General features: G+C 63.4%; 12 protein-coding genes and 1 tRNA gene. 10 read left to right on the forward strand and 3 right to left on the reverse strand.

Annotation, left to right across the window (positions count from 1 at the left end; genetic code table 11):
* Window positions 1–5 precede the first annotated feature (5 nt).
* From der to A3M3_RS0112920, 3 genes are all read left to right on the forward strand, one after another.
* The gene (gene der, locus A3M3_RS0112905) at window positions 6–1,556 is read left to right on the forward strand and encodes a ribosome biogenesis GTPase Der (protein ID WP_028266687.1); all 1,551 of its coding nucleotides are present in this window, start codon (window positions 6–8) and stop codon (window positions 1,554–1,556) included.
* 127 nt (window positions 1,557–1,683) lie between these two features.
* A tRNA-Pro gene (locus A3M3_RS0112910) sits at window positions 1,684–1,757 on the forward strand.
* Window positions 1,758–2,501: 744 nt separating this feature from the next.
* Window positions 2,502–2,852 (forward strand): zinc ribbon domain-containing protein YjdM, encoded by a 351-nt coding sequence (locus tag A3M3_RS0112920; protein WP_028266689.1) that lies wholly within the window; start codon window positions 2,502–2,504, stop codon window positions 2,850–2,852.
* 61 nt (window positions 2,853–2,913) lie between these two features.
* Here the strand turns inward: A3M3_RS0112920 and A3M3_RS0112925 are convergent, their stop codons facing one another.
* On the reverse strand, window positions 2,914–3,360 hold the full coding sequence (locus A3M3_RS0112925) for a MarR family winged helix-turn-helix transcriptional regulator (protein ID WP_028266690.1): 447 nt from the start codon (window positions 3,358–3,360) through the stop codon (window positions 2,914–2,916).
* Window positions 3,361–3,532: 172 nt separating this feature from the next.
* Between A3M3_RS0112925 and A3M3_RS0112930 the strand changes: the two genes are divergently transcribed.
* A complete protein-coding gene (locus A3M3_RS0112930) occupies window positions 3,533–4,756 on the forward strand; it encodes an MFS transporter (RefSeq protein ID WP_028266691.1) in 1,224 nt (407 codons plus the stop codon).
* Here A3M3_RS0112930 and A3M3_RS28080 read toward each other — a convergent pair.
* Entirely contained in the window at window positions 4,753–4,890 is a 138-nt protein-coding gene (locus A3M3_RS28080) for a hypothetical protein (protein ID WP_155854373.1), read from the reverse strand. The genes A3M3_RS0112930 and A3M3_RS28080 overlap by 4 nt on opposite strands.
* A 163-nt stretch (window positions 4,891–5,053) precedes the next feature.
* On the opposite strand from A3M3_RS28080, the gene gcvH reads away from it, so the two are divergent.
* The 5 genes from gcvH (at window position 5,054) to A3M3_RS0112960 (ending at window position 8,136) form a co-directional block, all read left to right on the forward strand.
* The gene (gcvH, locus tag A3M3_RS0112940; RefSeq protein ID WP_028266692.1) at window positions 5,054–5,440 is read left to right on the forward strand and encodes a glycine cleavage system protein GcvH; all 387 of its coding nucleotides are present in this window, start codon (window positions 5,054–5,056) and stop codon (window positions 5,438–5,440) included.
* A 142-nt stretch (window positions 5,441–5,582) separates the two neighbouring features.
* A complete protein-coding gene (locus tag A3M3_RS0112945; RefSeq protein WP_028266693.1) occupies window positions 5,583–6,062 on the forward strand; it encodes an FHA domain-containing protein in 480 nt (159 codons plus the stop codon).
* Between the two features lie 20 nt (window positions 6,063–6,082).
* Window positions 6,083–6,799, forward strand: coding sequence for a transcriptional regulator FtsR (ftsR, locus tag A3M3_RS0112950; protein WP_028266694.1), 717 nt, complete (start codon window positions 6,083–6,085; stop codon window positions 6,797–6,799).
* Window positions 6,799–7,302, forward strand: coding sequence for a bifunctional nuclease family protein (locus A3M3_RS0112955; RefSeq protein ID WP_028266695.1), 504 nt, complete (start codon window positions 6,799–6,801; stop codon window positions 7,300–7,302). The genes ftsR and A3M3_RS0112955 overlap by 1 nt, the downstream gene beginning before the upstream one ends.
* A 240-nt stretch (window positions 7,303–7,542) precedes the next feature.
* Window positions 7,543–8,136, forward strand: coding sequence for a MerR family transcriptional regulator (locus tag A3M3_RS0112960; protein WP_028266696.1), 594 nt, complete (start codon window positions 7,543–7,545; stop codon window positions 8,134–8,136).
* Between the two features lie 118 nt (window positions 8,137–8,254).
* Here A3M3_RS0112960 and A3M3_RS0112965 read toward each other — a convergent pair whose 3' ends face one another.
* The gene (locus A3M3_RS0112965; RefSeq protein ID WP_028266697.1) at window positions 8,255–9,073 is read right to left on the reverse strand and encodes a ParA family protein; all 819 of its coding nucleotides are present in this window, start codon (window positions 9,071–9,073) and stop codon (window positions 8,255–8,257) included.
* Between the two features lie 313 nt (window positions 9,074–9,386).
* Between A3M3_RS0112965 and A3M3_RS0112970 the strand changes: the two genes are divergently transcribed.
* Window positions 9,387–12,782: a pyruvate carboxylase gene (locus A3M3_RS0112970; protein WP_028266698.1), complete on the forward strand. Its 3,396-nt coding sequence runs from the start codon at window positions 9,387–9,389 to the stop codon at window positions 12,780–12,782.
* Window positions 12,783–12,811: the final 29 nt, after the last annotated feature.

Here is a 12,811-nt window from a genome sequence, read left to right on the forward strand (position 1 = left end):
GTGCAATGAGCGATACGACTCAAAAATCCGGCAACATCGGAGCCGGCGACGACGAATACACGCCCACCGGCACCGACCAGGTGGCTGAGAACCTCGCCGCCCTGGACGACGAAGAAGCCGAACTCCGTGCCGCCTCTCTCCGGGCGGGTCTGGCAGACTATGACCTCGACGAGGACGATGCCGCCCTGCTGAGCGGGCTGTACGACGACGAAGGCGAGGAAGGTCCCCTCAAGCTTGACCCGGTCCTGGCCATCATTGGTCGCCCGAACGTCGGCAAATCCACGCTGGTGAACCGTATCCTTGGCCGCCGCGAAGCCGTCGTCGAGGACACCCCGGGCGTTACCCGCGACCGCGTCATGTACTCGGCACACTGGAACGGCCGAAACTTCACCCTGGTGGACACCGGTGGCTGGGAGCACGACGCGAGGGGCATCCATGCCCGCGTGGCCGAGCAGGCCGAGATGGCAGTGGAACTCGCTGATGCAGTGCTCTTCGTGGTGGACTCCGCTGTTGGCGCTACTGCCACGGACGAGGGCGTCATGAAGATGCTGCGGAAGTCGAAGAAACCGGTCATCATGGTGGCCAACAAGGTTGACGACTTTGCGCAGGAAGCTGACTCGGCTGCGCTCTGGGGCCTTGGCTTCGGTGAGCCATACCCTGTGTCCGCCCTTCATGGCCGCGGCGTTGCCGACCTCCTGGACCATGTCATGGACACCCTGCCCGAGTTCTCCACGGTCGAAGGTGTCGAGCGTTCCGGCGGCCCCCGGCGCATCGCCCTCATCGGCCGTCCGAACGTCGGCAAGTCCTCTTTGCTGAACAAGCTGGCCGGCTCCGAGCGCGTTGTTGTCGACACCCTCGCCGGGACCACCCGCGACCCGGTAGACGAGTTCATCGAACTCGGCGGCCGTACGTGGCGTTTCGTGGACACCGCAGGCATTCGACGCCGTCAGCACATGGCCCAGGGCGCGGACTTCTACGCTTCCCTGCGTACACAGGCCGCGCTCGAAAAGGCGGAGGTCGCCGTCGTGCTCCTCGCCGTTGACGAAGTCCTCAGCGAACAGGACGTGCGCATCCTTCAGCTCGCCATTGAATCGGGCCGCGCGTTGGTCCTTGCGTTCAACAAGTGGGACCTGCTCGACGACGAACGCCGCCGCTACCTTGAACGCGAAATCGATCAGGACCTGGCACACGTAGAGTGGGCTCCGCGCGTCAACATCTCCGCCAAGACCGGATGGCACAAGGACCGGCTGGTTCCTGCGCTGGACGTGGCCTTGGAAAGCTGGGACAAGCGCATCCCCACAGGACGCCTCAACGCGTTCCTGGGCGAGCTCGTGGCTGCCCACCCGCACCCGGTCCGCGGCGGCAAGCAGCCGCGCATCCTGTTCGGCACCCAGGCATCCAGCCGTCCGCCGAAGTTCGTCTTGTTCACCACGGGTTTCCTGGACCCCGGATACCGTCGATTCATCACCCGACGGCTTCGCGAAACCTTTGGCTTCGAGGGCACGCCGATCGAGGTCAACATGCGCGTCCGTGAAAAGCGCGGCAAGAAGCGCTAATTGAGACGCGCATCACAGATGACACCCGTCAAGGTGTCATCGAGGGCCTCGAAGATCGTGTAAGCTTTTTGAGGTGGTTCGGCCGGACTGCTTAGATGAAAATCTAAGCGGAGAACGGCGGAACTGACGGGCTGTAGCGCAGCTTGGTAGCGCACTTGACTGGGGGTCAAGGGGTCGCAGGTTCAAATCCTGTCAGCCCGACCGCAAGGTACACAGAGTCCCGGGAACCTAAGGGTTCCCGGGATTTTTGCGCTTAAGCGTTGGTCTGAGGTTGTAGGGGTAGCAGGAAGCGTGCGATTCTGCTGGATCATCGGCTTCCCGAGTCCTCGGTGCCTCGGAATCACGCGGTGGGCCACGTTGACCTGGGGAATGATCCAGCAGAATGTATCTTCACGGCGCTCGACCCACGGTGCCGGGACGATGCCCGCCGCCCCTCGACCTCGGCCCTTCGGCACAACAGGACGGTCAAGGGACGGCCGGCCCGCAACCTGGCTTCCGGTTCTGACAAGCCTCGGCTGGAGATCAAACACGGCCAGTTACGGTCCGAAAGCCTGGATGTCCCCGAACCGGCCCGCCAACACTGGGAAGCAAGCCCCTCCCATCCAGACGTTTTGTCCTATAACCGAGCGATTCTGCTGGATCATCGGCTTTCCCACGTCCCGGTGCCTCGGAATCACGCGGTGGGCCACGTTGAGGTGGGGAATGATCCAGCAGAATGGACCTTCTTGGCACTCGACCCACGGCTCCGGGAGGATCTCCGCCGCCCAAGCTCGGCAGCAAGCCCCCATACATGTCTTGTTCCATGGCCTGACTTCCCTGTCCTGGCCTTCCTAGGCGACTTAACAGGGCAAGGAAGGCTCGGCGCATGAACGGGATCTTGACGGGCGCCTTCGTGTGCCCAGGTCTCCGTCTACGGGTCGGGCCGCCGCCGTCTATTATTGGACGGTGAGCGAAACCCTTCCCCCTTGTCCCGAATGCGCCAGCGAATACACCTACGAGATGGGTGCCTTGCTGGTCTGCCCCGAATGCGCCCACGAATGGTCGCCGGCCGCGGCTGATGAAGTAGAAGCCGAGTCAACGGAGATCAAGGACGCTGTGGGCAATGTCCTCGTAGACGGGGATACCGTGACTGTGATCAAGGACCTCAAGGTCAAGGGGAGCGCCACGGCCATCAAGGTTGGAACCAAGGTTCGCAACATCCGCCTCGTGAACGGCGTGGGGGATCACGACATCGACTGCAAGGTGGACGGCTTCGGTCCCATGCAGCTCAAGTCCAGCGTAGTCAAGAAGGTCTAAGGCGCCGCGAGGTGCGCCCACGCCCCGCCGCACGTCGCGGCCCACGAAACAAGGCAAGGCCTCAGTCCCCCTGTAGCGCCCCCAATGCCTTCACCAATGGTTCAAGCTCCGGCACCGACTCCGCAGCAGCCAAAGACTCCGCCAGGGTTTCGTCGTGCACGGGCCTGGCCGAGAGCAGCAACTTTTGACCCGCGGCAGTGAGTTCCGTGTAGATTCCGCGCCGATCGTCGGCGCACAGGATCCTGGTCAGCAGTGCGCGGTCCTCGAGCCGGTTCACCAGACGCGTCGTGGCGCTGCTGGATAGTGCTGTGGCCCTGGCGAGCTGCTGCATCCGCATGTGCCAGCCGTCCTGACGGCTCAGGGCGTCGAGCACCGTGTACTCGACCACCGAAAGATCCGCGGCCGATTGCAACGCCTTCTCCAGTGCTGCCTCGATGTTGCCGTGCAGCGCAGCGAGAGTCCGCCACCCCTGCGCGCGCACCTCAACGGCGTCGTCCTTGATGCCCATGTCTCCCGTAACTCCTGCCGATTGATGAAAAAGCAGACGCACGCAAAGTAGTTGCTTGCGCAATTACATGGCGCGTGCAACTATATATGGAGCGTATGCAACTAATATTCTATGGTTCCCGGCGACGCACTTCCAGTATTACGGGAATCCATCCCCACAAAGGAGCAACAACATGCCCGCAGGGTTGATCGCCCTCGCCCTCGGCGGATTCGGCATCGGCTTGACCGAGTTCGTCATCATGGGCCTCTTGCCCGAGATCGCCACCGACTTCAGGGTCAGCGAAGCCGCCGCCGGCTGGTTCATCACCGGCTATGCGCTGAGCGTCGTTGTCGGCGCCCTCCTGGTGACAGCGGCCGTCACTCGCTTGCCCCGCAAACCTGTGCTGATCGGACTCCTCGTCCTGTTCATCGCGGGAAACTTCCTCTCCGCCATTGCGGGCAGCTACCCGGCCATGCTGGCCGGGCGCATTGTCGCGGCCCTCTGCCACGGAGCTTTCTTCGGTATCGGCTCAGTGGTCGCGGCCAGCCTGGTCCCGGCCCACAAGAAGGCCGGAGCGATTGCCATCATGTTTACGGGCCTCACTGCCGCCAACGTGCTGGGCGTGCCCTTCGGAACCTTCCTTGGCCAGAACTTCGGCTGGCGGTCCACCTTCTGGGCCATTACCTTCATTGGCGTTGCCGCCCTCATCGGCATCGCCCTCATGGTCCCGCGCACCAAGGAGGGCGCCGTCGCCAGCAGCCTCCGCAGCGAGCTTGGCGCTTTCGCCTCCGGCCAGGTGTGGCTGTCCATCATTGTCACGATTCTCGGCTTTGGCGGCATGTTCGGAGCCTTCACCTACATCGCCTTCATTCTGACCGACGTCTCCGGATTCGATCCCCGCGCCGTCCCGTGGCTCCTCGTCCTGTTTGGCGCCGGGCTGTTCGTCGGCAATATCGCCGGCGGCAAAGCGGCCGACAAATCCATCGACAAAACCCTCGTGGTTATCCTCGCGGGCCTGGTACTAGTACTCGTGTTCTTCGCACTCACCGCCATCAGCCCGGTGGCCACCCTGTTCTCGCTGGCGCTCATGGGCGGCTTCGGCTTCGCTACCGTGCCCGGCCTGCAGATGCGCGTCATGCACTTTGCCACCACCGCGCCCACCCTCGCCTCCGGCGCGAATATCGGCGCCTTCAACTTGGGCAACGCCCTCGGCGCCTGGCTGGGCGGAGTCACCATCACCCTGGGTCTGGGCTATACCTCGCCGATCTGGGCCGGGGCCGCCATCACCGCAGCGGCCCTGATCGTCATGATCGCCGCCGCGGCAGCGGCCCGGCGGGGGAGACCAGCTCAGGCTGCTTTCGCACCGCAAGCAGCCCCCGACGTCGTGCGCGAGCCGGAGGATGTGCCGCTCGCCTAAGCGAACACAAGAAAGCCGACGGCGACAGATAGATAGCTTCGCCGTGCGGAGGATTTCGTCGCTACACGCTTTGCGCCGGACCGCCGATCGCCAAGGTAGTCGCTCAGGGCAGTGATTTCAGGCAGTACCGGCATGATTACGCTCCTTCGACGGCGTTGCAGGACTGAGCGGCTCGGTATCGACCCAATCATCCCCGAGACCTTGTGGGGAGGAGGGCTTGATGTGCTTATACTTTCAGCGGTGGCCGGAAGCCCGGGCTGCCGTCCTGGTCCGTAACGTACCGATGAAAGGCGACTCATGAGCAACATTCCTGCCGAGCTTTCCTACACCGCCGAACATGAATGGGTCAGCGCCCCGGATGCAGAGGGCGTTGTGCGCGTCGGCATCACGGACTTCGCCCAGGACGCACTCGGTGATGTGGTCTACGCCCAGTTGCCCGAGCCCGGCACTACCGTCAAGGGCAACGACGTCGTGGGTGAAGTTGAGTCCACCAAGAGCGTGAGCGACATCTATGCCCCGGTCAGCGGCGAAATTGTCTCCCGTAACGAGGCCCTCGACACCGATTCTGCCCTCATTAACTCGGACCCCTACGGTGAGGGTTGGCTGTTCGAGGTCAAGCTGTCGGAAGCCGACGCCATCGAAACGCTCCTCAGTGCATCAGAGTACGAACAACAGGTAGGCTAAAAGGTATCTGGTCCGCCCGGTTGGCCCTCCCCGAAGCAGGGGAGCGACGGCGGCGGGCCAGCGACCCGTTTGGGCCCGGCGGAACCGGGTAGATGCGTAACCGGCAGTTGACAACGGCTGCCGGCGGATGAGGAGGACTTCCATGGTTGGCGGCAAACGGAACCACGCCCGGGACGAGCACGGTGCTGTAGAACGGCCAACGTCGGAGACCACCTCCATCCAGCTCACGCCGGTGCGCCACCATGAGCCGGATGTTCGCCCGCCGCTGGCGCCGGAAGAGCGCGCCGCAGTGCAGGCATTGCCTCCGGGTTCGGCGTTGCTGATTGCGCACACCGGCCCCAACGCCGGTGCGCGGTTCCTCCTGGACTCGGATACCACCACAGCAGGGCGTCACCCGGATGCGGATATCTTTCTGGACGACGTGACGGTTTCGCGTAAGCACGTGCAATTCGTACGCACGCCCGAGGGCTTCGAAGTGGTGGATACGGGAAGCCTCAACGGCACCTATGTCAACCAGGACCGGGTGGACAACGTACTGCTCAAGAACGGCAGCGAGGTTCAAATCGGAAAGTTCCGTCTCACCTACTACTTGAGTCCTGCCCGCGCAGCAGGGCAGGACTGATACCGGGTACGCCTGTGGCAATGGCCCAGCCGGAACGGCGCGGACCGCAGGTCCTCAACATTGGAGAGGTCCTCGCTCAACTCAGCGACGATTTTCCCACCATGACGGCGTCCAAGATCCGTTTTCTTGAGGAAAAAGGACTGATCAATCCCAAGCGCACCCCTGCGGGATACCGGCAGTATGCCGAAAGTGACGTTGAGCGTTTGCGCTTCGTGTTGGCCCTTCAGCGTGACCAGTATTTGCCCCTCAAAGTCATCAAAGACTATTTGGACGCGATCGACCGCGGCGAACGTCCCGAAAACCTCCCTCCGGGAGTATCGGTTTCCCCCCGCATTGTCTCGGATGAATTGGCCGCTGAATTGCAGGGGCATACGCGTGCTCTGACCGAGGAACAGCTCCGGGCGGAATCCGGAGCCAGTGTTCCCCTCGTGCAGTCCCTTCTCAGCTTCGGGCTCATCAGTCACGTCAACGGAAAATTCGATGAACACGCCCTGCAAGTGGCGCGTGCATGCGTGCAACTTGAAAGCCACGGGCTTGAGCCGCGGCACCTCCGTCCGTTCCAGGCTGCGGCCGAACGCGAATTCGGTCTGGTGGAGCGGGTTGTCGCGCCGCTGACCTCCCGGAAGGACGCGGCATCCCAGTCCCGGGCTGCCGAGGCTGCCCGGGAAATCAGCGAGCTTTGCCTCAGCCTGCACCGAGCTTTGGTGCAGGACCGAATCTCTCGTATGGACGCATGATGATTGAGGTCGAGATTGTTGGCGTGCGGATTGAACTGCCTTCAAACCAGCCGCTGGTTCTCCTGCGTGAGATGCACGGGGAGCGCCATGTTCCCATCTGGATCGGAACGCCGGAAGCCAGTGCCATCGCCCTGGCCCAGCAAGGTGTGGTTCCGCCACGACCCATGACCCACGACCTGATGATCGACGTCGTTGAGGCCTTGGGCCACGCGATCATCAGTGTCAACATCGTGGCGGTTGAGGACAACATCTTCTATGGCCAGCTCCAGTTCGACGACGGCACTGTGGTCAGTTCCCGCGCTTCGGACGCGTTGGCCCTTGCGTTGCGGGCGAAATGCCGCATCTGGTGTGCCGACGCGGTAATGGATGAGGCCGGCGTTCGAATCACCGAACATGACGAAGGCGAAGATACCGAGCCTGGTCCCGAGGTCGACGAAGAACGGGAATTGCGCCGCTTCCGGGAGTTCCTGGACGACGTGGAGCCCGAGGACTTCGAAGGCTGAAGGCCGCCTAAGGTTAAAGGTGAGGGTGAAAGTTTCGACACGATCCGAAAAGGGCCGGACGTCTTTGACCTGAGGCCCCGGCCCGCCTAACGTCGAAGGTATCAAGTTCCCGTTGCGTACAGGGCCCGCGCAAGTCACACTGAAAGGTGCGGACGCGCTGAAATTACACGACTGCATTTTCCCTTCGTGTTGGCCGCCGTATGCACCATCCCCAAGGGAACTTCTGACAAGGAGGGTCACGTGAGTCCCAAAGGCGAAGCAGGCGAGCTAAAGCAGGCCTCGGTAGGCGTTGCTGTACCCGCAAGCGGTGCCCAGGGTCTGCTTTTCACCGAGGACCTTCCGGTCTTGGATGAAGATGCCGGCTACCGTGGTCCCACTGCGTGCAAGGCGGCGGGTATCACCTACCGCCAACTTGACTATTGGGCACGCACGGGACTTGTGGAACCCGCTGTACGGGGAGCTGCTGGTTCTGGATCGCAGAGGCTCTATGGTTTCCGGGACATCCTGGTTCTCAAAGTCGTCAAGCGCCTTCTGGACACAGGCGTGTCCCTCCAGCAGATCCGCACGGCCGTGGAGCATCTGCGCGAACACGGAGTGGAAGACCTCGCCCAAATCACGCTTATGAGCGATGGCGCGAGTGTCTACGAGTGCACGTCCGCAGACGAAGTCATCGACCTGGTCCAGGGTGGCCAAGGCGTGTTCGGTATCGCAGTAGGCCGCGTGTGGCGCGAAGTCGAGGGGAGCCTTGCTGCGCTCCCAAGCGAGCACGCCGCAGAACAGTCCTTTCCCGACGACGAATTGAGCAAGCGGCGGTCCGCGCGCCGCACCGGCTGAGCCGCCGTCGGATCCTTCGCACGACCGTGAGAACAGCGATGAAGCCGCCTTCCAACAGGAAAGCGGCTTCATCGCTGTCCTCAAAGTGAGCTTTTTGCCGAGCAGATCCCCGCGTTGCTCAGCGTTGGCCGTGTTTCCGCGTGCCGTTGGGTGAGGACAGCATGTTCTCCAATAGGGAGTCGAACAGCTTGGCAGTGTTCTTGGCAGAATCGCCAGGCCAGTGATGCACAGCATGCGCGGCACCCTGGATTTGCTGCCAGTTCGCCTGCTCCGGAATATGCGGGGCCAGCAAGAGTTCGCCGAACATCGATTCCATCTCGGCGAGCCGGAAGGTGTGCTCGGAGGAGGCCGGGCGGACCCGGTTGGCCACAATGCCTGCGGGGGCCAGTTGAGGAGCGAACTCCTGACGGAAAAGTTGGATGGCGCGCATCGTGCGTTCCGTGCCGGCTACCGAGAAGAGACCAGGCTCGGCAACAAGTACAACGCGGTCACTCGCGCTCCAGGCCATGCGGGTCAATCCGTTGAGGGATGGCGGACAATCGACGAGCACCAGCTCATATTTTTCGGCCGGGGCAAGAACTGAACTGAGGCGGCGGAGATCTCGCCGCCCGAGGTCCGGCCGATCATAGATTCCCGTGTACGCGGATCCAACCGCGACATCAAGGGCCGAGCCTCCGCCGTTGCGGCGTGCCTGTTCAACCCAGCCGCTGCTGACCACGTTTTCCAAGAGTCGGGCCTTGCGGGGATTCTTGAGCATCCGGCCAATGTCCAGCTGCTCGCTGGCCTGGACGCCGAGGGCCGTGGTGGCGTCGGCATGGGGATCCAAGTCCACCACGAGTGTGGGGATGCCTGCGGCCAATGCGGCCGAGGCTAGCCCAGTGGTTACGGATGTCTTGCCCACGCCGCCTTTGAGGCTGCTGATGCTGACTACTTGCACTTGAAAACCCAAAACCTAACGCCGGTTGCCGTGTCGCGGTGCTTGTGTTCCGGCGTTGCCGGAACCGGGGCTCTGCCGCCGCCCTTCAACATCATATGGTGCGCGGCCGCTGATTCCCGTCTTATCAGCGCTGAACCGCTTGGGACGTCTGTTACTTCGCCGCCTTTTAGCACGTGAAACTGCACCGCGGGCGAAGCTACACTGCTCGTGACGAATTCCCGTGTGACTGTCACCACAAAGATTTGTGTTTGGGTATGGAGGTCTTACACACTGTGACCACCGACCGTTACACCCGCAATGATGCAGGAGAAGCATGTTTTCCAAGATTCTGGTGGCTAATCGCGGCGAAATCGCGATCAGGGCCTTCCGCGCTGGCTACGAACTCGGCGCCAAGACCGTAGCGGTCTTCCCGTATGAGGATCGCAATTCGATCCACCGGCAGAAGGCTGACGAGGCCTACCTGATTGGCCAGGAGGGTCATCCGGTCCGCGCCTACCTTGACGTGGCCGAGATCGTCCGTGTCGCGAAAGAGTCCGGCGCCGACGCGATCTACCCAGGCTATGGATTCCTGTCCGAGAACCCGGACCTCGCCCGGGCGGCCAAAGCAGCAGGAATCACGTTTATTGGCCCACCGGCGGAAGTTCTGGAGCTCGCCGGCAACAAGGTCGCCGCACTCGAAGCCGCACGCAAGGCAGGTGTACCAGTCCTGAAGTCCAGCGCGCCTTCCCGTGACATTGATGAGCTGATCGCTGCCGCGGACGAGGTCGGATTCCCGATCTTCGCCAAGGCCGTCGCTGGTGGCGGCGGCCGCGGCATGCGCCGGGTGGAGACCCGCGAGGACCTCCCTGATGCCCTCCAGTCGGCCATGCGTGAGGCTGACGCCGCCTTCGGCGATCCCACCATGTTCCTGGAACAGGCAGTGCTGCGTCCTCGCCACATCGAGGTCCAGATCCTGGCTGACGCCGAAGGAAATGTCATGCACCTTTTCGAGCGCGATTGCTCCCTGCAGCGCCGCCACCAGAAGGTCGTGGAAATCGCGCCGGCACCCAACCTGGATGAGTCCATCCGCCAAGCCCTCTACCGCGACGCCGTGGCATTCGCAAAGGCCCTGAACTACGTCAACGCCGGCACCGTCGAGTTCCTGGTGGACACCGAGGGCGAACGCGCCGGCCAGCACGTCTTCATCGAGATGAACCCGCGCATCCAGGTTGAGCACACGGTGACCGAGGAAATCACGGACGTTGACCTCGTCCAGGCACAGATGCGTATCGCATCGGGGGAGACCCTCGCCGACCTCGGCCTGAGCCAGGAATCGGTGTCCATCAAGGGTGCTGCCCTGCAGTGCCGCATCACCACCGAAGACCCCGCGAACGGCTTCCGGCCCGACGTGGGACGGATCACCGGCTACCGTTCCGCTGGTGGCGCTGGCGTGCGTCTCGACGGCGGCACGGTCTACTCAGGCGCCGAGATCAGCCCGCACTTCGACTCCATGCTGGTCAAGCTGACCTGTCGCGGCCGCGACTACCCGGCCGCCGTCGCCCGCGCGCGGCGCGGCTTGGCCGAGTTCCGCATCCGCGGCGTGTCCACCAACATCCCCTTCCTCCAGGCTGTCCTGGCCGATCCGGACTTCATTGCCGGCAACGTGGCCACGGACTTCATCGACAAGCGCCCCGAGCTGCTGAAGTCCCACGTGTCCGCAGACCGCGGAACCAAGCTGCTGACCTGGCTGGCCGACGTCACCGTCAACAAGCCGAATGGCGAACTCAAAGTCCATTCGGACCCCGCAGCCAAGCTTCCTTCGGTCGCCGGGATTGTTGTACCCCCCGGTTCCCGCCAGAAGCTGCAGGAATTGGGTCCCGAGGAATTTGCCAAAGCGCTGCGGGAGCAGACTGCCGTGGCGGTCACGGACACCACGTTCCGCGACGCGCACCAGTCGCTCCTCGCTACCCGTGTCCGTACCCGCGACCTTGTCGCTGCCGGACCTGCGGTCTCCGCGCTGATGCCTCAACTGCTGTCGGTAGAAGCCTGGGGCGGTGCCACCTACGACGTGGCCCTGCGCTTCCTCGGCGAAGACCCTTGGGACCGACTCGCCGCGCTCCGCAAGGCGCTGCCCAACGTTTGCTTGCAGATGCTGCTTCGTGGCCGTAACACCGTTGGGTACACGCCGTACCCCGAAGAAGTCACCGAGGCATTCATCAACGAGGCTGCGGCGACGGGCATCGACATCTTCCGCATCTTCGACGCCCTCAACGACGTCAACCAGATGGCCCCGGCTATCCGCGCAGTGCGCGCCACCGGCACCGCCGTGGCCGAAGTCGCACTTTGCTACACCGGCGATCTCCTCGATCCGAACGAGAACCTGTACACGCTCGACTACTACCTGGACCTCGCCCAGAAGATCGTCGACGCCGGTGCACACATCCTCGCCATCAAGGACATGGCTGGTCTGCTTCGCCCGGCGGCCGCAGCCAAGCTCGTCGGCGCCCTGCGTGAACGCTTCGACCTTCCGGTCCACCTGCACACGCACGACACTGCAGGCGGCCAGCTGGCCACCCTCCTGGCAGCCGTGGAAGCCGGCGTGGACGCCGTCGACGTCGCATCTGCGTCGCTGGCAGGCACCACGAGCCAGCCGTCGGCTTCGGCCCTTGTGGCAGCCTTGGCGCACACCCCGCGCGACACCGGACTCAGCTTGGCCAGCGTCAGTGCGATGGAGCCCTACTGGGAAGCCGTCCGCCGGGTCTATGCACCGTTCGAATCCGGCCTGCCAGGCCCGACAGGCCGGGTTTACCAGCACGAAATCCCGGGTGGCCAGCTGTCCAACCTGCGCCAGCAGGCCATCGCGCTGGGGCTTGGCGAGCGTTTTGAGGCCATCGAGGACATGTACACCGCAGCGGACCGCATTCTGGGCCGCCTGGTCAAGGTGACGCCGTCTTCGAAGGTCGTGGGAGACCTCGCCCTGCACCTCGTGGGAATCCATGCAGACCCCGCGGACTTCAACGAGAACCCGCAGAATTACGATATTCCGGATTCCGTCATCGGCTTCCTGTCGGGTGAGCTGGGAGATCCTCCCGGAGGATGGCCTGAGCCGTTCCGCACCAAGGCGCTCCAGGGCCGCAGCATCAAGGTCCGCGACGTCGAGCTGAGTGCCGAGGACAGTGCAGCGCTCAAGGGTGATTCCAAGTCCCGCCAGGGGACCCTGAACCGGCTGCTGTTCGATGGCCCCACGAAGGATTACCTCAAGAGCGTCGAGACCTACGGCAACCTCTCTGTCCTTGACACCCGTGACTACCTGTACGGTCTGCAGCTCGGCGCCGAGCACGTCATGGAACTCGAGAAAGGCGTGCGCCTGATCGCCTCGCTGGAAGCGGTCTCAGAGCCCGACGAAAAGGGCATGCGTACCGTCATGTGCAAGCTCAACGGCCAGTCCCGGCCCGTGGTGGTCCGTGACAAGTCCGTTGTCAGCAATGTCAAGGCTGCGGAGAAGGCGGACCCCGCCCAACCGGGCCAGGTTGCCGCGCCGTTCGCGGGTGCCGTAACCCTGACCGTCAAGGTTGGAGACGCCGTCAAGGCCGGCGACACTATCGCCACCATTGAGGCAATGAAGATGGAGGCGTCGATTACGACGCCGGTGGCCGGCACGGTCTCGCGCCTCGCCATCAACAACGTGGAGCAGGTCCAGGGCGGAGACTTGTTGATCGTCGTCGGATAGTTCCGCGCTCCTTGACGGAGACGGCATAG

The sequence above is a fragment of the Arthrobacter sp. MA-N2 genome (genome assembly GCF_000517125.1).
Classification (GTDB): domain Bacteria; phylum Actinomycetota; class Actinomycetes; order Actinomycetales; family Micrococcaceae; genus Arthrobacter; species Arthrobacter methylotrophus.

Excerpts from the sequence above, each read along its gene's own strand:
- A3M3_RS0112955 (WP_028266695.1), top strand. The coding sequence starts at position 6,799 with ATGATTGAGGTCGAGATTGTTGGCGTGCGGATTGAACTGCCTTCAAAC.
- A3M3_RS0112930 (WP_028266691.1), top strand. The coding sequence starts at position 3,533 with ATGCCCGCAGGGTTGATCGCCCTCGCCCTCGGCGGATTCGGCATCGGC.
- A3M3_RS28080 (WP_155854373.1), bottom strand. The coding sequence starts at position 4,890 with ATGCCGGTACTGCCTGAAATCACTGCCCTGAGCGACTACCTTGGCGAT.
- gcvH (WP_028266692.1), top strand. The coding sequence starts at position 5,054 with ATGAGCAACATTCCTGCCGAGCTTTCCTACACCGCCGAACATGAATGG.
- der (WP_028266687.1), top strand. The coding sequence starts at position 6 with ATGAGCGATACGACTCAAAAATCCGGCAACATCGGAGCCGGCGACGAC.
- A3M3_RS0112925 (WP_028266690.1), bottom strand. The coding sequence starts at position 3,360 with ATGGGCATCAAGGACGACGCCGTTGAGGTGCGCGCGCAGGGGTGGCGG.
- ftsR (WP_028266694.1), top strand. The coding sequence starts at position 6,083 with ATGGCCCAGCCGGAACGGCGCGGACCGCAGGTCCTCAACATTGGAGAG.
- A3M3_RS0112945 (WP_028266693.1), top strand. The coding sequence starts at position 5,583 with ATGGTTGGCGGCAAACGGAACCACGCCCGGGACGAGCACGGTGCTGTA.
- A3M3_RS0112970 (WP_028266698.1), top strand. The coding sequence starts at position 9,387 with ATGTTTTCCAAGATTCTGGTGGCTAATCGCGGCGAAATCGCGATCAGG.